The sequence below is a fragment of the Alteromonas sp. Mac1 genome, assembly GCF_001562125.1.
Taxonomy (GTDB): domain Bacteria; phylum Pseudomonadota; class Gammaproteobacteria; order Enterobacterales; family Alteromonadaceae; genus Alteromonas; species Alteromonas stellipolaris.
Genome location: NZ_CP013932.1, coordinates 3,171,044 through 3,196,054, shown reverse-complemented (window position 1 = coordinate 3,196,054; position 25,011 = coordinate 3,171,044). Strand labels below are relative to the sequence as shown.

Sequence of the window (25,011 nt, the reverse complement as noted above, 5' to 3'; positions counted from 1 at the left end):
GATTGCAGGACGTGTAAATTCTTTTGACACTTGGCTGTATTTCAGCAAATGGCAACAGGCATTCCGAATAATTGATTTAGAGAATTAAAGTGAGTAACGATGAGTAACGGCGTCCTTTCCTCAGTTGATCAGCGCACTAAGCTAGTGGGTGAAAATAGGCTTGAATTGCTGATGTTTCAGTTGGGTTCTCGTCACATCTTTGCTATGAATGTTTTCAAAATCAAAGAAGTTATCAACATTCCTAAATTTAATAGCATGCCTGGTTCTCACCAAAACCTTAAAGGTGTGATGAACTATCGAGGCAGTGCCATTCCTATCATTGATATACGTCAGGCGATTAAAATGCGCGGCGGTTCAATAGGTAGCGATGCACATAACGTTATCATTACAGAGTACAACCGAACTGTTCAGGGTTTCATTATTGGTAAAGTAATGAACATTGTGAATACGTCTTGGGATACTATCCAGCCGCCGCCCAGTGGAATGGGTAAAACTAATTACCTTACTGCCATCACACAAGTTGAAGTACAAGGTAAAAAAGAGATTGTTGAAATTATTGATGTGGAAAAAGTACTTGCCGAGATCATTGATTACGATATCTCTATTTCCGACAAAGTGCTTGATAAAGACATCGTTAATCACTTTAAAGACAAAAAAGTACTGATTGTTGATGATTCAAGCACGGCAAGAAAACAAGTTAGAGACACGCTAGAGCAATTAGGAATAACCATCATTGAGCGAAAAAATGGTGCTGAGGCATTAGCCTTACTTCAAGAGTGGGCGGATGCAGGTAAGCGCCCCAGTGATGAAATATTGATGATGTTTACCGATGCTGAAATGCCAGAGATGGATGGCTATAGATTAACATCGGAAGTACGAAATGACCCCAGAATGCAAGATCTCTTCATAACGCTAAACACCTCATTAAGCGGCAGCTTTAATGATGCTATGGTTGAAAAGGTAGGCTGCGACCGGTTTATATCCAAATTCCAACCCGATATGCTTGTCGAAGTAGCCCAACAACGACTTCGAGACTTCCTCTCAGAAAATTAGTTATTCCTCAAAAGACATTAACCCCCTGTCTACGCTATTTACCCTTAATACTTTGAGAAAAGGGCAGGTCTGCCTTACACTAACGCCTTCAATAATAAGCATGTTCAACATTCTCGCCATCTTCTGGTGAATATTTTGTGCAATGTGTGAAATGACACAATTCTTAAATGCGACCCATTTAGGATGAGGGTCGTCCGCGCCCTCGTTTTTTGATATATGGCGCTTTTTTAGTTCTCAGGGAAGTTTCATGATTTATAGTAAACGCAAACTATTAACCACCTTAACACTATGCGGCTCGCTTTGTGTATTGTCTGGGTGTGGCTCTACATCAAATGAAAGTGCGCAAAAGACAGTCGCGCAAAACTCAGCACCTAAAAATATTATCATGGTGGTCGCTGATGGAATGGGGCCTGCTTTCACTACGGCTTACCGTAACTATGTTGATGATAAAAATACCCCTGAAGTAGATGCGGTAGTATTCGATGATATTCTGATGGGTAATGCATCCACTTACCCAGCTCCAGTATCAGGTTTTGTAACCGATTCAGCTGCTGCGGCCACCGCATTAGCGTCTGGTGTGAAATCTTATAACGGTGCAGTTGGCGTTGATGTAGATAAAAAGCCGGTTAAATCGGTTATGTATTACGCCAAATTGAAAGGCATGCGGACAGGTTTAGCGGTTACCTCACAAATTGTTCACGCTACGCCAGCGGCTTATATTGCACACAACGAAAGTCGTCAGAACTACAATGCCATCGCCGACGATTTTTTCGATGTGCGCGTAAATGGTGAGCTTGTTGCTGATGTAATGCTAGGTGGCGGTACTGATTATTTTGAACGCGAAGATCGCAATATCATTGGTGAGTTCATCGATGCCGGTTATGAATATACTGATACCTACAACCGTTTAGCTACTGTGCCTAAAGGCAGCAATGTATTGGGCTTATTTGCACCGGTAGCTTTACCTGCCATGCTGGACGACAGCCGCGACAATCGCCTTAAATACTTAACAGAACATGCAATCAAGCACCTAGAAAACGACAATGGGTACTTCTTGTTGATTGAAGCCAGCCAAGTAGACTGGGCGGGTCACGCCAATGATATCGCATCGGCGATGGCTGAAATGCAAGACCTCGCCTACACCATAGAATTCTTAAAGACTTATGTGCAAGCGCACCCAGATACCTTGGTTGTTTTAACGGCTGATCACAGTACTGGCGGTTTAACCATAGGTGCTAGAGGTGACTATAGCTGGAGCCCAGAGTATTTAAATAATCTGCAAGCGTCACTGGGTACTATAGCCAAGAATATGGTTGAGCAAGATAATCCAGGTGAATATGTTGCAACGACTTTTGGTTTTGATGTTACCGATGAAGAAATTGCCACGTTCGACAGCATTGCGCAGCAAGATGTAAAAGCGCGCTTTAATGCCTTGAAAGTATTTTTAGACAATAAAACCAATACAGGCTGGACAACATCAGGTCATACCGGTGTCGATGTAGAAGTATTCGCGTTCGGCGCTGGGCATAGTGATTTTATGGGGCAAATAGACAATACGGATATCGCTAAGAAGATTTTTAACTTCATTGATAAACGTAATACGACTACCCAAGGTATCTCAACAAATGTTGAGTTAATAAAAGCAACTGATAAAAAAGACGCGACCAACACAAGTTGTGACTTTAAAGAAAATTGGCGTTGTGATTAAAAAAATAAAGGAATACTGCGCTAATGCTTGAACTGTTAGAAGCCATTTTTGATGAAGTAAAACCTATGCTAGGAGAGGGGAAAGTCGCAGACTATATTCCTGCGCTAGCCAGTGTAGACCCTCATCAATTTGGCATTGCCATTTGTGATATAGAAGGGCGCATTACATCAATTGGTGATGCCGACGTGCCTTTTTCTATTCAAAGTATATCCAAAGTTTTCAACTTAGTGCTTGCTATGAATCACTATGGCGAAGATATGTGGGAACGGGTGGGCTGTGAACCGTCGGGTCTGCCTTTTAACTCGCTAGTGCAGTTGGAGTATGAAGATGGTATACCACGAAACCCGTTTATTAATGCGGGGGCATTAGTGGTTAGTGACATGACACAGTCTCGTTTCGCCTCACCTCATATTGGTATGCGAGATTTTGTTAGGCGCCTATCCTGCAACGATAATATTTTTGCCAATAAAGTGGTTGCTGACTCTGAATTTGAGCACCGAGCTAGAAATGCAGCAATGGCCTATTTAATGAAAGCCTACAACAATTTCGAAAATGAAGTTGAAGATGTATTGCATAGCTACTTTAACAACTGCGCATTGGAAATGAGTTGTGTTGATTTAGCGCGCGCCACAAACTTTTTAGCTAATAGAGGCTACTCTATTTGTGCCGATGAACAGGTACTAAGCCCAGACCAAAACCGTCAAGTGAACGCATTGTTAGCTACAAGCGGTATGTATGACGAAGCGGGGAGTTTTGCCTTTAAGGTTGGCTTACCGGGGAAAAGCGGGGTTGGCGGGGGAGTGATTGCCGTAGTACCTGGTCGCTTTTCTATTTGTGTGTTCTCTCCTGCGCTAAACGCGGTAGGGAATTCCCATTTAGGTGTTGCTGCGCTTACTTCATTGAGCAAGCGCATTAATTGGTCGGTTTACTGATTAATAAAATCATCCAACTCTTCGCCAGTGATCTTCTTAATCTGGCTGAATAAATACCATAATGCAGTAATAAGCAAAATCATGCTAGGGATAACAATGACTGGGTAGCTCAACGCAGTCATTCGGCCTAGCTCTTCGGTATACGCCGTAGTGCCTGGCTCGCTTACTAAAATCACTTTAGCCAAAATATAGTTTAAGGCGGAAGATAAAAAGAACGAGCTGGCCACAATGTATGAACTTACTGCGACTTTGCGTTTAAACAAAGCCTGTTTGTTTTGTTCATCAAGTACGCGGTTCAAGTGAGGCCAGTTTATAATTTGGTCGTTTAAGATCAGCATTTTGACCAGCGGCTTTTCAGTGTATTGGGTGATTAATACTGCTAAACCAATAGCAGCAGGAATAGCCGCTTCTTTAATGGCAATATACTCGGCAGGTAGTTTTAACAAACTAAAGCCGCCAGTCAGCAATACACTGATAATACCTAAAACAGAAAATCCGTTTACTTTGCCTGATTCTTTTAAATCCCATAGTCCGTAACCTATGGGGAAAGCGAGTGCTGCGACGATACTCCATTCTGGGCCTAAATAGTCTTCAGAGCTAGCATAGCTCATTAACACCACGGGTATAATAATGTTGAAAGCAAGGTTGCCGAAAAAGCCCTGATTTTTTTGCTGAGATTGTACTTCTGCCATAACGCCTTTATCTTTCTCTTATTAGCCGCACTGTTTAATGGACTACAATTATACGGCATCCATTCAGCGTGCCCAGTGCCAAGCGGCAAATAACCCACCTAAAAAGCCAAATAGATGATATTCAAATGAAATAAACCTAGAGGTTGGCAATATACCTACCAACATTCCGCCATAAACGATGGCAACAATAATAGAAATAAGTAGGTATTTGATTTTTTTGCTTTTAAAGCCGGCTAAAACTAAGAAGCCGAAGTAGCCGTAAACCATACCACTTGCGCCAATATGCATAGCGCTACGACCAAAAATCCACACGCCCAGGCCGCCAATAATCAATGCACTTGCGGTGGCGATGAGGAAGGTGCGCTTTCCCCACTGCATGGTAAGCCACATAAACAATAACAAAGGGATAAAGTTAGCCATTAAATGCGACGGCGTACCGTGTAAGAAGGGGGCTGTGAAGATAAAGGGCAAGTGAGACAACGAGCGTGGATATACACCAAACTGATTTAAGCTGTTTCCAGTTACTAAGTTCACTATCTCAATGACAATGAGAAATGCGCCTAAGGTAAGTAACACGCGAAGTTGAAAAGACAGTGGCTTCATAAACAGTATTTTATTCCTTCATTATCACACTTTGTCTAGCGCGGTAGTATTGGTGGCAATTAAGCTCATCAAGCAATAAAGTTTAGTTGCTTGATTACAAGATGATATGGGGTAGATATCGAGACAAGTCTTGCGTAATCGCATTGCTGTCTTCGCGTACCGAAATACCTGCAGGCATGTCATCTACCAACCAACTACCGATGAGTGTATGGTTTCCATCAAACACAGGGAGGGGGTGAAAAGCTTGCACAATAAACCCTTCTTCTCCATACGGGCCAGGACTTAATTCCGATTCCTTTCCATTTTCAATCAATGAAATATTCGCGCCTTCTCTTGAAAATAACGGCTTTTTCACCCACTTTCCACCATGTATCGCATCATGAGGGATATTATGTGGAATATCGTCGGCGAAATAGGCAGGCAGTAAATTAGGATGGCCTTTAAATTTCTGCCACAACAAAGGCAGTAATGCTTTGTTTGAAATAATAGACTTCCACGCAGGCTCTAACCAATTTACTTTCGCATCGGCGAGGGCATTACCGAACTCTTCTCGTAAAATAAACTCCCAAGGATAGAGCTTAAAGCAATCGGTAATGGGGGCATTGGCAAGGTCGGTAAATACGCCAGTATCTGCCAAACCAATATCTTCAATAAAAACAAAGTCGCTTTTAATACCGGCTTCTTGGGCGCAGTCTTGTAAATACTGCACCGTACCGCGATCTTCTTCTGTGTCTTTGCAGCAAGAAAAGTGCATTTGATTCACTTGATAATGCTGGGCTATTTCACCAAAGCGAAACACTAACTTTTCTTGCAAGCTATTAAACTGATCTGCATTTCGTGCTAATACACCCGCATTCACTTGCTGTTCTAACCACAGCCATTGCCAAAAGCCTGACTCGTACAAGCTGGTGGGCGTATCGGCGTTGTTCTCAAGAAGTTTTGCGGGGCCCTTGCCGGAATAAACTAAATCTAGGCGGGAGTACAAGCTAGGGTCGCGGTTGCGCCAACTGTCTTTCACTAAATCCCAGTGGGCTTCAGGAATAGAAAAGCGGGTGAGTAACTGCTCACTATTAACCACATCATCAACCACAGCTAAGCACATTTGATGAAGCTCTGCGGTGGGATCTTCAATGTCTTTTTCAATCTGAGAAAGAGTAAATTGATAGTAGGCGCGCTCATCCCAGTAGGGTTCGCCATACATAGTATGAAAGTGGAACCCAAATTCGCCGGCCAATTGCTGCCAACCTTTGCGTGGCTGGCATGGCATTCTAAACATGGCTTACCCGCCCCAACTTCCTTTGCGTGAGCTACTTCCCCACGACGATTTTGCCCTAACACTGCTACCGAAACCGCCGCGTTTCATGGTGCGGTTTACCGTAGGTTTAGGTTTTAGTGTATCTGAGCCCACTTTGTAATTGCGTTTGCGAATATCACCACTAAAGACGTTACCATCGGCGGTAACCCAACGAGAACGATAAGAAGAGTAGGGGGAATATGAGGTATAGAGCGGCTGTGAATAATAGCGATTTGGTGATAATAACTGGCTCACCATGAAGCCGGCCATGAAGGGCATAAATACACTACCCGAATTGGTATTTACCGTACGACATTGGTTGGCTCCAAATTCGTACTCACAATCGTATTCGCTATTGAAGCGAGGGCTGGTGCGCATCGCTTCTTCTGTCGCGGTTTTATAAGCTGCATCACAGCGTTCTACCGCATCAGGGAAATCTCGCTTACAGTCTTCCAATGAAGTATAAATTTGTGCGTCTTGTTTCTCTTCACCGCAAGCACTCAAAAAAACACTGGCAATACCAATAGCCAGAGGCTTTAACGCGTAACTTTTGCGCATACGAGAAAGGTTGATACCTGAGCTACGTTTACGGCTGGTGGCTACACCTGATTGGCTATCCATCATTTCGTCTTGTTCGGCCTGTGATTTATTAGAATTTGTCATGGATCCCCCTTAATAGGTCATGCATGCCGCATTTAATAAACCCACTGCAATAGACATACTGGCTAGCATTACGCCTGCAGAGACTTCATTTTCGTTAATACGCTGTGCAATCTTAGGCATAAAAGTGAAGCGTAATAATGCAAAGGCTAACGATTGCGCGATAATAGCGACAACAGCCCAAATAATGAAATCGACAATGGCGACTGAGTGAGTCGCTGCGCTAGCAAGTGCAATGGCAAAACCCACAATCGCGCCGCCAAAACCAATGGCAGCTGCTACGTTTTTCTCTTCTTTTACCAGTTTCCACTCATCGTGAGGGGTAACTAAGGCATACACAAGTTTGAAGACGAATAAGAAAACAATTGAGAGGCCGAAATACACCGCAAAGTTATCTAATCCTGCCAATGAGTCCATAATAGTGTCCATAGAACGTCCTTACCTTTTTTATATGTCGGTTAACCGTTTATCGTAATGTCTGCGGGCTCTACATCAAACCCAGTGGAAATAACTAGGCAGCGGTCAAAATTACTTCCCACTATCTTTTCTTCACCCGCCACCAGTAATGACTCCACTCTATCATTTTCTATCTCTCGTTCGTAGAGCATCATAAACTGATCAGTTGTGCTGATATCTTCATCTTCTTCGTAGGTGGTTTCTGTCACTGCCACAGGCGGTGATTCAGCCCCTACCGCTTCCCAAACTCGTTTAAATACTTTGCCATCAAGGGTATAAGTCGGTTGGCTAATCAGGGTATTAACGCATGATTTCCATTGTTGCTCACTGCCAATGGTTTCAGTGCTATAAAAATGCCATAGCTTCACGTCTGTTATATGGTTTTCTGTAAGCCCGCCATCTAACACAACCTGCAGAAAAGCGTCATCATCAGTGTAAAAACGCAGTAAAGTACCGCCTGTATCAAGCGGGGCTTCGCCAACGGCTTGAATAAGTTGTGAACGTGCAGCGCCTTCTATCGTGAGCGATGGCTCTAGTAGCGACAGCTTTAAATTATCTAGCTCGAATGAACCACCTAGGTATAAGCCCATCACTTCTGGGGCTTTAGGTTTCTCGGGCGCTTTTTTCTTAAATAATTTACTAAACACAATACACTCCTGTGCTATTCGGCGTCTAACGATGGCCAGTTAATAGCATTGATACGCCTGTCGGCAATGTAAAATAAGGTATCGCCTGGTGCTAACGTCGACTCTAATGGTGGGTTCACCACCATCTCTTTAACTTGTCCGCCAGGGGCGTAACCAATGAATATGGCATCGTGTCGACGCTTTAAGTTCATAAATAATTTGGCGACTGAAATACTTGGGCTATCGCTAGGAATTTTTACTGAAAATTGGGCTTGGCCTTCATCAACGCTAAGTAAGTCGTGATGCAGCATACTAGAGCCTGGGTCAAACGCTGCTTTGGCTAGCATTTCAACGGCCACACTGGGTGTGCATTCCACTTTCGGGCAATGCTCTTGTAGTAAACCGACTAGGCTATCATCGTTAAAATAAGCCACTTGATGGGCTTGTGGATTTCGCTTTGAACAATACAGTGCGGTGGTCATGGTCACATCGTCTTGCGGATTGTCGATCAAAATAGTTTGCGCTGAATCTATACAGGCTCTGTCCATATCATCATCTTTATTAAACGAGTCTACTTTTACAAACTCAATGATGCCGGGCATGGGGTTGGTAATGTCGGCTTTTACACACAAGACAATGTCAGGCCGCTCGGTCATGTCTTCTCGTTCTTGCAGTAATAAATTGAGCAGCAGCATGGTGCGCTGTTCATTCCAACCAATCACTAAAATATGTTTACTAACGTGAAGGCTTGTCATGCCCATTACCCCTTTTCTCCATTGTCCAGATACCCAAGCTGCAATTCGGCCAATCACCATGGCAAAAATACTGAGTCCTAGCGGTATAACGTAAAATGCAACGATGAGTTTGCCCGCTGATGTGTTGGGCGATAAGTCGCCATAACCAACGGTAGATGCAGTGACTGCTAACCAATAAATAAAGTCTGCTTGTGCAATTAACGCATTTTCATTGGCAGCATATAAAAGCCAATAACTACTGACCCCATAAAAAGCAGTTGCGCCTAAAATGGTGTACCAACGAGACTCGGCGAAATACTGCAACATTATTTTGCGCAGTTTTGTCCATTGAGACATAGCGAGAAACAACCTTTGTTTGTCTTTTCTTAACTGTGCCTTTAAGCGGGGGAGATGTCTATAAAAGACAAAGCGGGAGCCTAAGCTCCCGTTAAATATTACTTTATTTGCCTAAAATACGAGCAAGCTCATCATCGGCTGAGGTTTTGCCCCCTTTAATACCGGCTTCTGAGAGGCGCTTTTCTAAATCGCTGCTCGACTCTTCAGTGGCAAGTTCTTCTGCCGCTTGAAGTTCAGCGTTACGCATCTTCTGCTTATCTTGAATGCGTGAAAGCGATTCCGTTGCGGTTTTCATTTTGCTGTTCGCGCCCATGTGGCGAGATGAAACAGCAACTTGCGCTTTTTGTACACTTTCAGTGGCTTTCACCATATCCACTTGCTGCTCTAAACGGCGCAAGTTCGCTTTTGCTTGTTGGATATTCTGTGCCAATTGCTTCTCTGATTGTTGGAACTGATCAAGATACGCTTGTTCTTGCGCTTGTTCTTCTTTCAATTCAGACACTTTCTGAGCACAATCCAGGGCTAACTGGCGATCGTTATCAATGGCTTTTCGTGCATGCGCTTCATATTCAGCAATGGATGAATTAAAGCTATCTACTTTTTGTTGAGACAACTTACATTTCGCTAAAATCTGCGTTCTTGCATGATCAGATTTACGTAACTCTTCTTTAGCTTCTCTGATTTCTTGCTCCAGAATACGGATAGCTTGGCTATCTACTACCGACTGTGCCGCTTCGTTGGCACCACCCTTTACTGCAGTAACTAATTTTTTCCAAACTGACATTCGCTTCTCCTTCGAAGTAAATATTAACTAAGGTGTGTTTCGTAGGCATCTAAAAATGATGCGACGTTCTGAAACAGTGTTTCTACTTCAATCACAATACTTTCTGACTTCGACTGTGCACTGAGGGCACCAAAGGCAACGTAGTACTCTTCGTCACCAACAGTCGAAATGCCTACCGTGGTTAATGGGAACAGCATGTGGGTAGATAAAATCTCGTGATCTAAAGCCGCTTTGTTTTTCACTTCAGATGAAGCAAACAATAAGGTTTCTACTAAAATTTGCTCGCCGCTTATAGCTAGCCACGCGTCTATACCGTCTTGATTCGCAATGAGTAAACAGTTTTCCTCACGCGTCACCACAAAGTCATCGTGCCCTTTAAACAAAGATTCGATGCTCTCTAGATCCCAACTCATACAGTTCTCCTTTTCGATTGAAGCGATAATGTCGAGTGCCACTGTAACCACAAATTACGCACTCGCCAATATTCTTGACTTGCAGTGTAGACCGATTATGCCATAATCGTCAACAACGAATGCGCTTTAAATGTGTAAAAAAGTGTGTTTTTGTAAACTATACGTCACAAATGGGGTGTTAATTTGAGTGCTAAAAATGCATGGCGACAAACCGTAGCACGACTCGTTAAGTCTGAAATGTCTGTGCGTGGAGTAAAATATCAAGCGCTCAGCATGCGTTTAGCCGACATTGGCATAGAACAAAGTGCTGATAATCTGAGGAACAAAGTGAATAAAGGCATTATGGGCGCAGATTTGTTAGTACAAATATTATACGTACTTAAAGCGCGAGCAGTAGATGCGGCGTTAATCGAAGAAATCTTAACTGATCTTGACGATACAAACAGGTAAAATACTTTATCTCAAAAAGATATGAAGTGAAAAGTTCGCTCGGGAAGTCGGTAGCAATCGACAGGCGAAAAAAAACCCGACAAGTGTCGGGTCTAAGATAAGGAATGTTAAGGGAGAACATCATCACTATCTGGGCTGAATCTTAACCGTTTAAGGTTTTTTCTTCTATCTTTGTTTGATATTTAACCGTATTGGGTTCTATAAGTAGGTATGGCAAATTATACATGGCTACTTTAGGCTAATAAAAATAAGAGGTTGGGTGAGTGGGTGAAATTGTATTTTGGTTAAAAATGCCAAAGTGCATGAAACTTAAATTTACTTAATATTCAACTTTTGTCTTAATTCTTTAGTTCAATTTTAGCGTTTTTAAATAGTACATATGAAATTATCAGATTATCGCTTCACACTTCCAGAAAACCTTATTGCCAAGTACCCAACAGAAGACAGAACGGCAAGCCGTTTACTTCAGTTGAATGGTAAGTCGGGCGCTGTTACTCATTCTATGTTTAACGACATGCTGTCGTTAGTTGAAGAGGGTGACCTTCTGGTATTTAATAACACTCGGGTAATTCCTGCTCGCCTGTTAGGTAAGAAAGAAACCGGCGGGCAAGTTGAAGTGCTTATAGAACGTATTTTAACCGAGCACACCGCTCTTGCGCATGTGCGAGCCAGTAAAGCACCAAAGCCTGGTACCCGTTTATTGCTAGAAGATCATGTAAATATATCGGTTGAAGGACGTGATGATGCCTTGTTCTTACTGCGCTTCGACCATGACGAAACAGCACTTTCGTTGTTAGAGCAGTATGGTCACATGCCATTGCCACCCTATATTGACCGCCCTGATGAATCCACCGATAAAGAGCGCTACCAAACGGTTTACAACGAAACGCCAGGGGCAGTTGCAGCACCTACCGCGGGCTTACACTTTGATGACGATATGCTAGCTGCGCTGAAAGCAAAAGGCGTTAATTTAGCCTTTGTTACCTTGCATGTTGGGGCAGGTACTTTCCAGCCTGTAAGAGTGGAGAATATTGAAGAGCATAAAATGCATGCCGAGTACGCCGAAGTATCCCAAGACGTGGTAGATGCCGTATTGACAACCAAAGCCAACGGCAAGCGGGTTATTGCGGTAGGCACGACATCGGTACGTTCATTAGAATCTGCGGCAAAAGCCAGTGCAGAGCAGGCAATAGAAAATAATGCGGGAGAAAGCCCTGTGATTGCGCCTTTTCATTCCGATACCGAAATTTTTATCTACCCAGGTTTTACCTTCAAAGTCGTCGATGCCATGTTCACTAATTTTCATTTGCCTGAATCGACACTTATGATGCTAATAAGTGCTTTTGCTGGCAGGGAGAATGTTATGAATGCGTATCAAGAAGCTATCGAGAAGGAGTATCGATTCTTTAGTTACGGCGACAGTATGTTTATCGAAAAAGCCTGATTAAAGCCATAACAAAAACGATATTTTAGGGAATAGGGCAGAGGATGACCGCCCTATTTCTTTATCTCAACGATAAACATGCGTATTGGGCATGATCTCAGAAGAATAACTGGTATAATCGCCCACAATTTCGTTTGACCCAGCGCCAGAGTGCGCACCTAATTGGGAACGCTTTACATGCAATTTGAGTTGTTGAAAACCGATGGTAAAGCCAGACGCGGGCGTCTGGTTTTTGATCGTGGTGTGGTAGAAACCCCAGCATTTATGCCAGTGGGTACCTACGGCACAGTAAAAGGGATGACCCCTGAAGAATTAGAAGACAGTGGTGCACATATTTGCCTTGGCAATACGTTCCACTTAATGTTGCGTCCAGGTACTGGTGTTATCCGCCAGCATGGCGACTTGCATGACTTTATGCATTGGGACAAGCCAATCCTTACTGATTCAGGTGGTTTCCAAGTGTTTAGCTTAGGTGATTTACGTAAAATTACCGAAGAAGGGGTAACCTTCCGCTCGCCAATTAACGGTGAGAAGATTTTACTTACGCCAGAAAAGTCGATGGAAGTGCAACGTGACCTAGGCTCTGACATCGTGATGATTTTTGATGAGTGCACGCCTTATCCTGCGACTGAGCAAGAAGCGCGAGTATCCATGGAAATGTCTCTGCGTTGGGCGAAGCGAAGCAAAGAATCTCATGGCGATAGCCCTGCTGCTTTGTTTGGTATCATTCAAGGTGGTATGTACGAAGGTCTGCGTGATGTATCGCTAGCTGGACTTGAAGCTATTGGCTTCGACGGATATGCCATTGGTGGCTTATCAGTTGGTGAACCTAAAGAAGATATGATCCGCATTATCGATCATACCGCGCCGCAAATTCCAGAAGACAAACCTCGTTATTTAATGGGCGTGGGTAAGCCAGAAGATATCGTAGAAGCGGTGCGCCGTGGTATCGATATGTTCGATTGCGTTATGCCAACCCGTAACGCTAGAAATGGTCACTTGTTTGTTACCGATGGGGTAGTAAAAATTCGTAATGCGGTACACCGCAATGATACGTCGCCTCTTGATGGAAATTGTGACTGTTACACTTGTAAAAACTATTCTCGCTCTTATCTACATCATTTAGATAAGTGTAATGAGATTTTGGGTGCGCGTTTAAACACCATCCATAACCTTCGTTACTACCAACGTGTTATGCAAGGCCTTCGCGATGCTATTGAAGCAGACTCGCTGGATGATTTCGTACACACTTTTTATGAACAAAAAAATATGCCGGTTCCGGCACTATAACAACGAAAATAATTGGGGAATTTTATGAGCCTATTTATCTCAAGCGCACACGCGCAAGCTTCTGGTGGCGCTGCACAAGGCGGTGGCATGGAAATGATCATCATGTTGGCCGTATTCGGTTTAATCTTTTACTTCTTACTTTATCGCCCTCAAGCGAAGCGTGTAAAAGAGCATAAAAACTTAGTTACCTCACTGGGTAAAGGCGATGAAGTGCTAACACAAGGTGGCATTGTTGGTCGTATTACCAAAGTGTCTGACGACAAAGATTTCATCGAAATCTCTCTTAACGACACGAACAACATTGTTGTACAGAAGTCGTCTGTAACAGCAGTGTTGCCAAAAGGCACTATGAAGTCGCTGTAATTGACAAACGCCGGGGCCGGGACCTTCCCGGTACTGGCACGAAAGGAACTATCCAGTGCTAAATAAAAATTCAATCTGGAAAGTGCTAAGTACGCTTATTGTCATTGGACTATGCGCACTTTATGCACTTCCCAATATCTACGGTGAAGATCACGCTGTGCAGATTTCTGCAGGCCGTGACGCTGTTGTAACCGAGTCAATGGTAGGCCAAGTTGAGTCTACGTTGGCGGCAAAAGGTATTACTCCTAAGCGCATCGAATTCGAAGATGAGCAGATTCTCGTTCGCATCTCAGATTCAGACACTCAATTAGTTGCCCGTGAAGCATTGGAAGATGCATTAGGTGACGATTATTTTGTGGCAATGAACTTAGCACCTGATACGCCAGAATGGCTTGAAGGGTTAGGTGGCACGCCAATGAAGCTCGGTTTGGATTTACGTGGTGGCGTTCATTTCTTAATGGAAGTGGACATGACCGAAGTGATCACCAAGTCATTGGAAGATGCTGAAAGCGGTTTTCGTACTTCTTTGCGTGAAGAAGGCATTCGTTATCGTGGTGTTACGCAAAAAGAAGATTACGTAGAAATCACCTTCCGTGATGAAGAAACGCTTGATAAAGCAGAGTTTTTCTTACGTAACCAAAATCGCGACCTTACGCTAAGCCAAACTGATGACTTAGTGCTTCGTGCAGTATTTTCTGAAGCTAAACTTCAAGAGATTCGCGAGAACGCGGTTAAGCAAAACATAACGATCATTCGTAACCGGGTTAACCAATTAGGTGTTGCTGAGCCTTTGGTTCAAAAGCAAGGTGCCGACCGTATTGTTGTGCAACTTCCAGGTATTCAAGACACCGCTCGTGCAAAAGAAATTCTAAATGCAACGGCAACGCTAGAATTTAGAATGGTTGATCAGAAAAACGATGTACGTGATGCATTAAATGGCCGCGTACCAGCGGGCTCTCAGGTTATTGAAGACCAGCAAGGTATTCCTCAGTTGCTTGAAAAACGCATCATGCTTACGGGTAGTCATATTATCGATGCCAACAGTGGCGTAGATGAGTACGGTTTACCTAACGTTAATATTTCTCTTGATTCAGAGGGCGGCAATAAAATGTCTCGCTCGACCCGCGGCAACATTGGCAAACCAATGGCCACGGTGTTTATTGAATACAAGTCAAATGGCGAGCGTAATAAAGACGACAAGCTTATCTTTGAAAAGCATGAGCAAGTTATCTCTGTTGCCACCATCCGAGCTCAGCTGGGCAGTAAATTTCAAATTACCGGCCTTGATTCTCCAAAAGAAGCCCGCGATTTAGCTTTACTACTTCGCGCCGGTGCATTGATTGCCCCTATTCAAATTGTTGAAGAGCGCACGGTAGGGCCAAGCTTAGGTAAAGAGAATATTGAACTTGGTACGCAAGCTATTGTGTATGGTTTGTTAGCGGTTCTGGTATTTATGCTTATTTACTACAAAGCTTTTGGTATTGTGGCAAACATTGCACTTATCACGAACTTAGTGATGATTGTGGGTATTATGTCGATGATCCCTGGTGCTACGCTAACCTTACCCGGTATGGCAGGTATTGTACTTACCGTTGGTATGGCGGTAGATGCTAACGTGCTTATTTTCGAGCGAATTCGAGAAGAGTTGCGTGATGGAAGAAGCCCTCAACAAGCTATTCATCATGGCTATGACAGCGCGTTCTCTACCATTTTAGATGCTAACATCACCACGTTTATTGCGGGTCTTATTCTGTTCGCTGTAGGAACCGGTCCAATTAAAGGCTTCTCTATTACGCTAATGATTGGTATTGCTACCTCTATGTTTACTGCTATTTTACTGACACGCGTTATCGTTAACGCAGTGTGGGGCGGTCGACGTAATGTACAGAAATTAGCGATATAGGAGCAGGACATGCAATTATTAAAGTTATCTGAAACCATTAATTTCATGCGTCTGCGTGTGCCAGCGATGGTGCTATCTACCATTCTTATTTTAGGCTCGTTCGTCTCTTTAGGCGTGAACAGTCTTAATTGGGGATTAGATTTCACTGGCGGAACGCTAATTGAAGTTGGTTATGAAGATTCGGCAAACCTCGAATCGATTCGTACGTTACTTAACAATGCGGAATTCGAAGATGCTATTGTACAAAACTTTGGCAGCAGCCAAGAGGTGCTTATTCGTATTGCCCCTCGTGACGGTGTTAAAGCCGCCACCATTGGTGAGCAAGTATTAGCAGCGCTACGTGCTGACGGCACTGCGGTTGATATGCGTCGTATTGAGTTCGTAGGGCCAAACGTTGGCGAAGAGCTTACCGAACAGGGCGGCTTAGCCATGTTGGTGGCGCTAATTTGTATATTAGTTTACGTTGCCATGCGTTTTGAATGGCGTTTCGCACTAGGTTCTGTATCGGCTCTTGCTCATGATGTTATTCTGACCTTGGGGTTATTTTCGATACTTCAAATTGAATTTGATTTAACGGTACTCGCAGCGGTATTAGCGGTAATTGGTTACTCGCTTAACGATACCATTGTTGTATCCGATCGTATTCGTGAAAACTTCCGTAAAATTCGCAAAGGTGAGCCTATTGATATTATCAATATCTCGCTTACGCAAACCTTGAACCGTACCATTATTACGTCATTAACCACGGTACTGGTATTGGTTGCACTGTTTTACAAAGGCGGCGCGCTAATTCACGGATTCGCTACTGCATTGTTGTTCGGTGTGGTTGTGGGTACCTACTCTTCAGTTTATATTGCCAGCTCGGTTGCACTAGCACTGGGGATCAGCAAAGAAGATTTGATGCCACCTCAGGTGGAAAAAGAAGGTGCCGATTTAGATCCTATGCCGTAATCATAAACGCTAGGTATTGCCAGACACGAAAAAGCTAGTCAGATTACTGACTAGCTTTTTTTTGCCTTCGGCCTGTTTCCCCCAGATACAAGTTAGTGTTCACTCTTTATCTTCACCAAGAAAATTATCATTAAGTATTACATCCAATTATTTAACGGTAGGCTATAATTTAGTCGTTTCTAACCGGTTATACATAGAATTCCATAACCAATAAATAACACGGTTTGGCGTAGTACGTACTCTTTTCTAATTCTATGACTGCTAATCAGAACACAATGCTTATAGTCTCTTCTTGGTGATTAATGGATGAAAGTTTTAACCGGACTTTTGGTAGCGTTGCTTATCCCATTTGGGGCAGCCTCGCAGTCGATAGATAGTAAACATCTAGCGTTAGACGCACTGATGGATTTAGATGTGCAACTTTCCACCGTTACTCGTCGGTTACGTGTTGCAAAGGAAAATGCTGCATCCATTTATGTTCTTCCTGGCGATGAAATAAAGCGTTCAGGTGTAACCTCTATTCCCCAAGCCCTATCGCTTGTGCCTGGTCTACAGGTGCGAAAAATTGATAACAACAACTGGGCTGTAACATTACGTGCGGTAGCAGGGCGTTTTTCTAGCCGAATGTTAGTGCTTGTCAATGGGCAAAGTATTTATGATGCAGTAGACGGTGGAGTCAACTGGGAAAGCCTCAATACTCCGTTGTATGACATTGAAAGAATTGAAGTAGTTAGAAGTAATGGTGGATTGTCATGGGGAAATAATGCCACTAATGGTGTGGTAAATATTATTACTAAACATAGCGAAGATACCCGTGGTTTACTGAGTACCTTAGAGGTGGGTAGTGAACTGACAAACGCCGCTATTCGCTTTGGTAAAGATCTCGACTCTTTGGGTTCGTTTAGGGTTCATGCTTTTAGTAAAAACCTTCGAGAATCAAACAACGCTCATTTTTCTATTACCCCCAATGATAGTAACCACTCTCAAGGTATTGGTACGCGCTTTGACCTCAACTTGAGTGACAGCGTATTCGTATTAGTGCAAGGTGAGTACCAAAACATCGACATTAGAAATGTCGTGTTGGCTCCCGATTTACTAACAAACGCCACCCAATTTAATGAAGATTCAGAGACAAGAGACTTATTTAATTTTGCGGTTCGACTTGATCACATCATCGATAACAATACCAGCCAAGTTTTCCAGTTAACCTACAACAACGAAGAGTACGATTCATTTTATTTCGAAGATAAACAAGAAGATGTCAGTATTGATTATTTGATAAGCTCACAAATCAATGCATTTCAGTTCGACTTTGGATTAAATTATCGCAATATCGGCTTAACGCTGACAAATAATGACTACCTTACCTCGTTAAATAATCTTGATAGCCTGCAGTATTACAGTGCTTTTTTACAAGCCCAATATGAACACATTCCCAGCCAAGTTAGCGTTAGCTTAGGAAGTAAAGTTGAGCGTAATAGTGCCATAGGTTGGCAGCATCAACCCTCAGCCAAAGTGATGTGGAAGGTGAATGAGGAGTCTACGCTTTGGGGGTCAATATCAAAAGGCAGCCGCTTTCCATCGTTTACTGAAATGGATTTATCTTTCCGCGCTGCAGGTATCCCTTTCGGCAACTTTATATTGGCGCAAATCATTCAAGGCAATAAAGATATACAAGCTGAGCAGTCAGTTTCAAAAGAGGTTGGCTATCGCTACAGCGCCAGTCGATGGGATATCGATTTATCGTTGTTTAAAACCGAAGCTGACAACGTACTCACCACTGACGTTGCGATAAATCCGCCTTCCTTATTCATTCAAACATTTGTCTCTGACGGACGATTGGATACTTACGGTGCAGAGGCCTTTGTAGATTGGCAAGTTGCCTCCTGGGTTAATACTGAACTTACCTATAGTTTTGCCAAAATCGATTATGATCTCTCAGAAAATTTGCAATCACCAACGGGCGAAAATTCAAAGGTTGAACAGTGGTTGTTCAAAACATCTTTGCAGCTTAGTGATGCTCATTCACTCTTTACTACTGCTCGCTGGGAGAGGGGGGACGCTTACAGTACTGACGACTACTATGCGTTAGACGTATCATGGCAATGGCAAATATCGGAGAACTTACAGTTTAGTGCCACCGGAAATAATTTGTTTATTAGTGATAGGGTTGAGTATGCAAATACGCGGCAACTTTTTGTAGTTCCTTCGTTTATTGAACCCTCTTACGTTATCAACCTTAGCTACTTTTTTGAGTAAATATCTATGAAGAATTACATCAAAATAGTACTTATCATTTTTATCATTGCACTGCCATTTAGTGAGTCACATGCACGCTCAAGTAACAGAGAAAATGCGATTAAAGCAGGATTTATCTATAACTTTGCACTTTACAGCTCTGGTGAGTGGTTCGATCCTAACGAAAGTGATGTCTACAGAATATGCAGCAACGATTCTGATTTTGTAAATTCAGCTTTAATTACGCTCGCAAATCAGAAGGTGAAAGGAAAGCCTGTTGTAGCTACTTATATAGATCACCCTGAGTCTGGGTGTCACTCGCTGTTTATCGTAGAGAAAAGTCAGCATAAGCCAGTCTCACTCGATAGTGCTGAGTTCATCAGTACTATGATTATTTCAGAGTCCAAAAATATTGCTCAGTGGTCAGGGCATATAAACTTATTTAAGACGGGCGGAAAAATACGTTTTGAAATAGCCCCGCAAAGGCTCGAGAGAGCAAATATCGTAATGAGTTCAAAGGTAATGAGATTGGGGCGAGTTGTTGACACGCCGCGAGAGCCATGGTGAATATGTTTCTGAAAAAGCGTTCACTATTATTTAGATTGACGGCTATGTTCATGGCAGTAGCGTCATTTTCTACGCTTATCACGTTGCTAGTCATGTCGGTGTATCAAATTAATACGTTGAGTAACGCTGAAGTTCGACGGGTAAATTCACTGGCACAAATACTCGCTCCCAATGTCACGGCATCACTCATTTTTAACGACAAAGAAGCTATTCATGAGCTTATAGAACCACTCGCCTATCAGGACAGTGTGGTCATGGTGAGTGTAATAGATCATCAAGGTGATGTTTTTACATCAATTGATATCGCTGAGAGTGCAGCACGATTAGATAACCAAGCGCTGACTAAAACTGAGACTAGCTTAGAAGCGCATGACTCTCATTATGGCTCACTTATTATCTATACGGATGATAGTTCAGTGAGGAAACATGTTTCATTCTATTTGATGTTTCTAGGTGCCATCTTTATCACTATTATCGTTTTTGGCTTTTTCCTTTCACTTTTCGCTAGTAAGCGTTTTATCTATCCTATTTTGCGCTTGGCGGCAGTGGTTAAAAAGGTGACTCACAGTCATGATTACTCAATAAGAGCGACCTATAGTTCCTTTGATGAAATAGGGGACTTAACGAAAGGGTTTAATTCGATGTTAGAAACCATTTCCCTTAGAGATAACTTGTTAGAGAGTACGGTTCAGCAACGGACTGGTGAATTAGAAAAGGCCAATATTGAATTAAGAGATCAAGCATACAAAGACAGTTTATCCGGTTTGCCAAATCGGCGTTATATTTATGAATTAATAAACGACGTGAGTAAAAATGTAAAGCCCCATACCTTTACATTGCTGTTCCTTGACTTGGATGGCTTTAAGGAGGTGAATGACACGTTAGGTCATGATTATGGCGATTTGTTAATTGTTGATGCAGCAAAACGTATTCAGGCCATTATTAACAAAGGCGATACCCTTGCGCGATTAGGCGGCGATGAATTCACTATATTCCTGCGCGATGTAGCAGAGCCCAGTGTTATCGAAAGCATTGCGAATCGAATTAGATATGAGTTTAATAAACCCTTCCTGATCCGCGATGAAAGTGTCCATATAACCGCCAGTATTGGCGCGAGTTCTTACCCAGAGTGTGGTCAGTCTGCTGAAGAAATAATGAAAAAAGCCGACTTAGCAATGTATGAGGCAAAATCATCAGGAAGGAATTGCTATCGCTTCTTTCACACTTCAATGTTAGAAAAATTAGAAGCCAAAAAGCTGGTGATAAGCGACTTGCGCCAAGCCTTGAAAAATGACGAACTAGAACTCTTCTATCAACCTATCTACAACATTGAAACACGAAAAATTGATAAAGCAGAAGCGTTAATTCGTTGGCATCATCCAGAGAAGGGGGTAATTTCACCTCAGGACTTTATTCCTATCGCGGAAGAAAATGGCCTAATTGTAGAGCTGGGAAATTGGGTGCTTCAAAATGCGATTGCTAATGTTCAAGCGTTTAGGCAAAGCTTGTGCCCTAACTTTTGCGTAAATATTAATGTTTCTGCCGCGCAATTAAAGCCAGAAGACAACTGGATACCTGAGTTTATCCGTATTCTGGATGACGCTAATTTAGGCGCAAATGCAATAGCAATAGAAATCACTGAAACTGCATTGATGACAGATAGAAAGAAGGTGGTTGAAGACTTACGTTTACTGAAAGAAAAAGGTGTTGAGATCGCTATTGATGACTTTGGAGTAGGGTATTCTTCATTGTCGTATTTGCAACAGCTAAAAATAGATATCATCAAGATAGACAAAAGTTTCGTCCAACAGCTAGGTATTGATTCAGCAGGTACTACACTGTGCAATACCATTGTTCAAATGGCGAAAAATCTAAATATTAAGGTGGTTGCTGAAGGTATCGAGGATGAAGCCCAACTACAGATGTTAACGGAGTTTGGTTGCCATTTTGGTCAAGGATATTTTATCGCTAAACCCGCGCAAGCGAAAAAATTCGAAACGTTTTTTCACGCATTTAAGCCTGCACATATTGCATCAAAAACGGCGCTGAAAGGTGAGGTGTTGTTATAATACGCGCAATTCTCTCGTAATCATTCACGATAGACTGGGCGTTAACCGTGCTTTTAAATCTTCTTTATATCGCCGTGATATAGCTACTTTTGTACCATCCAGTAAGACGGCGGTCCCGTCTCCACTCTCTTCAAATGCGATATTGTTTATAAATGTACATTGAATAGCGTAGGAACGATGAACGCGAATAAAGCCCTTGTCACCTGCGTTCTCACAGAATTGTTTCATGGTATATCGTAAAGGGAATGTTGATTTTAAAGTGTGAAGATTAATATAGTTTCCCGAGGCTTCTATCCAGTATACGTCACTGAGTTTCACCAGAAATTCTCTGTTAAGTTTCTTTACCAACAGGTTGTCGGGCAGGGTTGAGGACAAAGTAGTGCCTCCCGCGCCATGAAGTTGCTCATCCGCATCATGTTCCCGAAGAACTGAAGCTTCTCCGATAAGCCTTCGATAACTGAACATAATGATGTAATAAAAGGTGATAAGGGTGATATAGCCCCATATATCCTTACGGTACTCATAAAAAAATTCGCGGGCTAGCGGCCCGAAATTATATTCTTTATCTGATAGTAAGTAGCAAAGCTCTCTAAATGTTACCATCAATGTTACATGGGCAATAGAAAATAGACTTGCGAAAGCAAAATGCCAGAGTAGCCATATCCTAATTCCAAATGAGTAAGTATCGAGTTTACGAATGGAGAAAATAAGCGGAACGACTAATAAAGCAGTAGCTAATGCGCTGCTATATTCCCACAGATAAGGTTCCCATAACGCAGTGCTGTTGTTTGCGTCTCTTGATAGTTCTGTCCAATCTGATGCGGCATTAATGGAGTTATTCAAAAATAAATAAATCACCAGCAGTACAAAGGCTGCCCATTTATGATATCGCTCTGTATTGCGAAAAAACTGACTGAGTTTTTCGTCACTGCTACCCACCGCTCACCCCCAAATTCTCATTCTTTCGTCACTCTACGCTAGTGCGAGTAAGAAAATCTACGTTATATCAAACGCTATTACTATATTATTGAATAGGACAGACAGTAATGACACAAATAATAAGTAGCAGCGAAGTCACGGGCAACACCACATATAAAAGTCAATCAACCCGGTTTCATGCGCTCGATGCGCTAAGAGTTATCGCATTTGGTGTGTTGATTCTTTATCACATTGGTATGTACTACGTTTTAGAATGGGGATGGCATATCAAAAGTGAACAGCCACAGGCGTGGCTACAAGATGTTATGATTTTAACGAACCAGTGGCGAATGTCGCTGTTGTTTTTGATTTCTTCGATGGTACTTACCGCGCTGTTAACTCGCATTGAGCCTCAACCACTTTTGTTTTTAAAACGGTCTGGGGTGTTGATAGCCCAGCGAACACAGCGATTATTGATTCCGTTGCTGTTTGGCATGTTTGTGATAGTTGCTCCGCAAGTTTATATTGAGTGGACGGTAAATGGGATAATTGATACTAGCTTTACGCAGTTCTATATAGAATACATTAACCCCAATACGCAGTGGCTAGCCGAGCGTCATTCTGACATTGGCTTACTGACATGGAATCATCTTTGGTTTCTACCTTACTTGTGGGTGTATTCAATACTGTTAATTTTGCTGTTTCCGGTGATGGCTCAGTTGCGAAAACTTCAGATTGGAATGATAACCTTCGCGTTTGCATCTTCTACGGCAATGGTAGCGATATGGCTAATGTTACGAAATACGTACCCGACAACACACGACTTGCTTAATGATTGGTACAGCCATGCTAAATACTTTCTCGTTATGATAGTTGGTGCCGTTATCATTTTGCAGCCCAAATTATGGGAAGCGCTAGAGCGTACTCGCTATGTAAGCATGCTGGTCGCGTTGTGCATGTATTCACTTATTATTGCCGATAGGCACGATATGTTGGGGCCTGTTGGCGATTGGATGACTGAGTTCTGGTGGTTCAGAGTGATGGTAGGCTATATTGTCGTGCTTAATCATTGGGCTTGGTTAGCCGCGATACTAGGTTTTGGAAAGCGTTATTTAAGTAAACCCATGGCTTGGGTTAACTACCTTAATAGCGGTGTGCTTCCTTACTACATGATGCACCAAACATTAATTGTGGTTGCCGCGTATGCTCTGCATTCAATAGGCTTTCCAGTAGGAATTCAGTTTGTGCTCATTTTACTGTTTACGTTATTAGGTTGTGCACTCACTTATGAGCTTGCGAAGAGAAACGTGGTGACACGAGTATTGTTTGGTTTGAAAGTAAAGCGTAAGGGCGCTAGCAGAGAGAATGACACAACCAGTCCAGCATCTGCATCATTGATATTTACCAAGCCAGCGACAAAAACATCGCTATAAACAGGCACAAAAAAAGCGGTGTATGAACACCGCTTTTATTTAACCTTTTTTACAGGCAATCAGTCAACAAATTGCCCTATTTAAAAAGACTATTTTAAATGCTTAACTAAGCCTTGAACTACTTTGGCACTACCTGCCACGATTTCGCCGCTATAAAGTGGATCGTTGCCGCCTTTAAAGTCGGTGACTAAGCCGCCAGCTTCACGAACAATAAGTTCTCCAGCTGCGATATCCCACGTTTTAATACCACGTTCCCAGTAGCCATCATGACGACCAGCAGCAACGTATGCTAAATCTAACGCTGCACTACCAGCACGGCGGATGTCGCCACACTCATGGAAAATTTTATTAAGGCTTAGTGCATACTCGCCAAACTTAGCTTTGTTTTTAAACGGCATACCGGTGGCTAGAATAGTCTCGGTTAAATCGCGCGGCTTAGACGCACGAATACGATAACCATTTAACTGGGCGCCTTGTCCGCGGCTAGCTGTGAATAATTCGCTACGGATAGGATCAAATACAACAGCTTGGTCTAAACGACCTTTGTGAAGTAATGCAATAGATACGGCAAAGTGAGGAATGCCTTTAATGAAATTGGTGGTGCCATCTAATGGGTCAATAATCCACTGAAAGTCAGTATCTGCGCCAGCAGTTTCGCCAGACTCTTCGCCCATAAAGCAGTGATTTGGAAATGATTGCTGAATTTTAGCAATAATAGCTTGCTCAGCTTCTTTATCAACTTGGGTGACGTAATCGTTCAAACCTTTTGATTCAGTTGCTACTTCGTTGTGTTTTTCAAAACCACGAACAATAATTGTGCCGGCCGCACGCGCTGCGCGCACCGCAATATTCAGCATAGGATGCATAGATAAACCACCAATTGTAAAAGACCAAAGAACTGACCTCGACCATAGGTTAGCCCAACATGCGTTTTACGCAAGTGACCAACAAGGTAAGGTGTTCAAAACGCGCGCATCTTAACCAGAATGGCGGTGTGATGCAAATGAAATGTGGATGGGCTGCACAAGCATGTGTGATGCTGACAATATTGAGGTATCAATGTAGGGCAGCAG

At 42.8% G+C, this 25,011-nt stretch carries 24 protein-coding genes; 13 read left to right on the top strand and 11 right to left on the bottom strand.

Annotated elements, in window-relative coordinates; translation table 11 throughout:
* Window positions 1-99: 99 nt before the first annotated feature.
* From AV939_RS13700 to glsB, 3 genes are all read left to right on the top strand, one after another.
* Window positions 100-1,053, top strand: coding sequence for a chemotaxis protein CheV (locus AV939_RS13700; protein ID WP_057790526.1), 954 nt, complete (start codon window positions 100-102; stop codon window positions 1,051-1,053).
* 247 nt (window positions 1,054-1,300) lie between these two features.
* Window positions 1,301-2,761, top strand: a complete 1,461-nt coding sequence (locus tag AV939_RS13695; RefSeq protein ID WP_057790528.1) for an alkaline phosphatase — start codon at window positions 1,301-1,303, stop codon at window positions 2,759-2,761.
* A 23-nt stretch (window positions 2,762-2,784) separates the two neighbouring features.
* Window positions 2,785-3,693, top strand: a complete 909-nt coding sequence (gene glsB / locus AV939_RS13690) for a glutaminase B (RefSeq protein ID WP_057790530.1) — start codon at window positions 2,785-2,787, stop codon at window positions 3,691-3,693.
* Here the strand turns inward: glsB and AV939_RS13685 are convergent.
* From AV939_RS13685 to AV939_RS13645, 9 genes are all read right to left on the bottom strand, one after another.
* Entirely contained in the window at window positions 3,687-4,385 is a 699-nt protein-coding gene (locus tag AV939_RS13685) for a VC0807 family protein (protein ID WP_057790532.1), read from the bottom strand. The two genes, glsB and AV939_RS13685, sit on opposite strands and share 7 nt — an antisense overlap.
* A 63-nt stretch (window positions 4,386-4,448) precedes the next feature.
* Window positions 4,449-4,988 (bottom strand): rhomboid family intramembrane serine protease, encoded by a 540-nt coding sequence (locus tag AV939_RS13680; protein ID WP_057790534.1) that lies wholly within the window; start codon window positions 4,986-4,988, stop codon window positions 4,449-4,451.
* A gap of 94 nt (window positions 4,989-5,082) precedes the next feature.
* Entirely contained in the window at window positions 5,083-6,264 is a 1,182-nt protein-coding gene (locus tag AV939_RS13675) for a glutathionylspermidine synthase family protein (RefSeq protein WP_057790536.1), read from the bottom strand.
* 3 nt (window positions 6,265-6,267) lie between these two features.
* Entirely contained in the window at window positions 6,268-6,945 is a 678-nt protein-coding gene (locus AV939_RS13670; RefSeq protein WP_171008982.1) for a DUF1190 family protein, read from the bottom strand.
* Window positions 6,946-6,954: 9 nt separating this feature from the next.
* Window positions 6,955-7,371 (bottom strand): DUF350 domain-containing protein, encoded by a 417-nt coding sequence (locus AV939_RS13665; RefSeq protein WP_057790539.1) that lies wholly within the window; start codon window positions 7,369-7,371, stop codon window positions 6,955-6,957.
* A 29-nt stretch (window positions 7,372-7,400) separates the two neighbouring features.
* Window positions 7,401-8,045 (bottom strand): YjfK family protein, encoded by a 645-nt coding sequence (locus tag AV939_RS13660; protein WP_057790541.1) that lies wholly within the window; start codon window positions 8,043-8,045, stop codon window positions 7,401-7,403.
* A gap of 14 nt (window positions 8,046-8,059) precedes the next feature.
* Window positions 8,060-9,115, bottom strand: coding sequence for a potassium channel family protein (locus AV939_RS13655; RefSeq protein WP_057790543.1), 1,056 nt, complete (start codon window positions 9,113-9,115; stop codon window positions 8,060-8,062).
* 103 nt (window positions 9,116-9,218) lie between these two features.
* On the bottom strand, window positions 9,219-9,899 hold the full coding sequence (locus tag AV939_RS13650) for a PspA/IM30 family protein (RefSeq protein WP_057790545.1): 681 nt from the start codon (window positions 9,897-9,899) through the stop codon (window positions 9,219-9,221).
* A gap of 23 nt (window positions 9,900-9,922) precedes the next feature.
* Window positions 9,923-10,312 carry a DUF2170 family protein gene (locus tag AV939_RS13645; RefSeq protein WP_057790547.1) on the bottom strand — a complete coding sequence of 130 codons (390 nt, stop codon included), beginning with the start codon at window positions 10,310-10,312 and terminating at the stop codon, window positions 9,923-9,925.
* 183 nt (window positions 10,313-10,495) lie between these two features.
* Between AV939_RS13645 and AV939_RS13640 the strand changes: the two genes are divergently transcribed.
* The 9 genes from AV939_RS13640 to AV939_RS13600 all read left to right on the top strand — a co-directional run bounded on the left by AV939_RS13640 (window position 10,496) and on the right by AV939_RS13600 (window position 21,587).
* Entirely contained in the window at window positions 10,496-10,762 is a 267-nt protein-coding gene (locus AV939_RS13640; RefSeq protein WP_057790549.1) for a DUF6471 domain-containing protein, read from the top strand.
* A 379-nt stretch (window positions 10,763-11,141) separates the two neighbouring features.
* Complete coding sequence (queA, locus tag AV939_RS13635) at window positions 11,142-12,206, top strand: tRNA preQ1(34) S-adenosylmethionine ribosyltransferase-isomerase QueA (RefSeq protein ID WP_057790551.1); 1,065 nt, start codon at window positions 11,142-11,144, stop codon at window positions 12,204-12,206.
* A gap of 177 nt (window positions 12,207-12,383) precedes the next feature.
* Window positions 12,384-13,496, top strand: a complete 1,113-nt coding sequence (tgt, locus tag AV939_RS13630; protein WP_057790553.1) for a tRNA guanosine(34) transglycosylase Tgt — start codon at window positions 12,384-12,386, stop codon at window positions 13,494-13,496.
* Window positions 13,497-13,520: 24 nt separating this feature from the next.
* Window positions 13,521-13,859 carry a preprotein translocase subunit YajC gene (yajC, locus tag AV939_RS13625; protein ID WP_013783253.1) on the top strand — a complete coding sequence of 113 codons (339 nt, stop codon included), beginning with the start codon at window positions 13,521-13,523 and terminating at the stop codon, window positions 13,857-13,859.
* Window positions 13,860-13,914: 55 nt separating this feature from the next.
* Window positions 13,915-15,762 (top strand): protein translocase subunit SecD, encoded by a 1,848-nt coding sequence (secD, locus tag AV939_RS13620; RefSeq protein WP_057790555.1) that lies wholly within the window; start codon window positions 13,915-13,917, stop codon window positions 15,760-15,762.
* A gap of 9 nt (window positions 15,763-15,771) precedes the next feature.
* Complete coding sequence (gene secF, locus AV939_RS13615; protein WP_057790557.1) at window positions 15,772-16,713, top strand: protein translocase subunit SecF; 942 nt, start codon at window positions 15,772-15,774, stop codon at window positions 16,711-16,713.
* Window positions 16,714-17,019: 306 nt separating this feature from the next.
* Window positions 17,020-18,972 (top strand): TonB-dependent receptor plug domain-containing protein, encoded by a 1,953-nt coding sequence (locus tag AV939_RS13610; RefSeq protein WP_057790559.1) that lies wholly within the window; start codon window positions 17,020-17,022, stop codon window positions 18,970-18,972.
* Between the two features lie 6 nt (window positions 18,973-18,978).
* Window positions 18,979-19,518, top strand: coding sequence for a YfiR family protein (locus AV939_RS13605; protein ID WP_057790561.1), 540 nt, complete (start codon window positions 18,979-18,981; stop codon window positions 19,516-19,518).
* Window positions 19,519-19,568: 50 nt separating this feature from the next.
* Window positions 19,569-21,587 carry a putative bifunctional diguanylate cyclase/phosphodiesterase gene (locus AV939_RS13600; protein WP_158443228.1) on the top strand — a complete coding sequence of 673 codons (2,019 nt, stop codon included), beginning with the start codon at window positions 19,569-19,571 and terminating at the stop codon, window positions 21,585-21,587.
* 24 nt (window positions 21,588-21,611) lie between these two features.
* Here AV939_RS13600 and AV939_RS13595 read toward each other — a convergent pair whose 3' ends face one another.
* A complete protein-coding gene (locus tag AV939_RS13595) occupies window positions 21,612-22,526 on the bottom strand; it encodes a LytR/AlgR family response regulator transcription factor (RefSeq protein WP_057790565.1) in 915 nt (304 codons plus the stop codon).
* A 107-nt stretch (window positions 22,527-22,633) separates the two neighbouring features.
* Between AV939_RS13595 and AV939_RS13590 the strand changes: the two genes are divergently transcribed.
* On the top strand, window positions 22,634-23,938 hold the full coding sequence (locus AV939_RS13590; RefSeq protein WP_057790566.1) for an acyltransferase family protein: 1,305 nt from the start codon (window positions 22,634-22,636) through the stop codon (window positions 23,936-23,938).
* Between the two features lie 89 nt (window positions 23,939-24,027).
* On the opposite strand, the gene suhB is transcribed toward AV939_RS13590, so the two are convergent.
* Window positions 24,028-24,804 carry an inositol-1-monophosphatase gene (gene suhB, locus AV939_RS13585; RefSeq protein WP_057790568.1) on the bottom strand — a complete coding sequence of 259 codons (777 nt, stop codon included), beginning with the start codon at window positions 24,802-24,804 and terminating at the stop codon, window positions 24,028-24,030.
* Window positions 24,805-25,011: the final 207 nt, after the last annotated feature.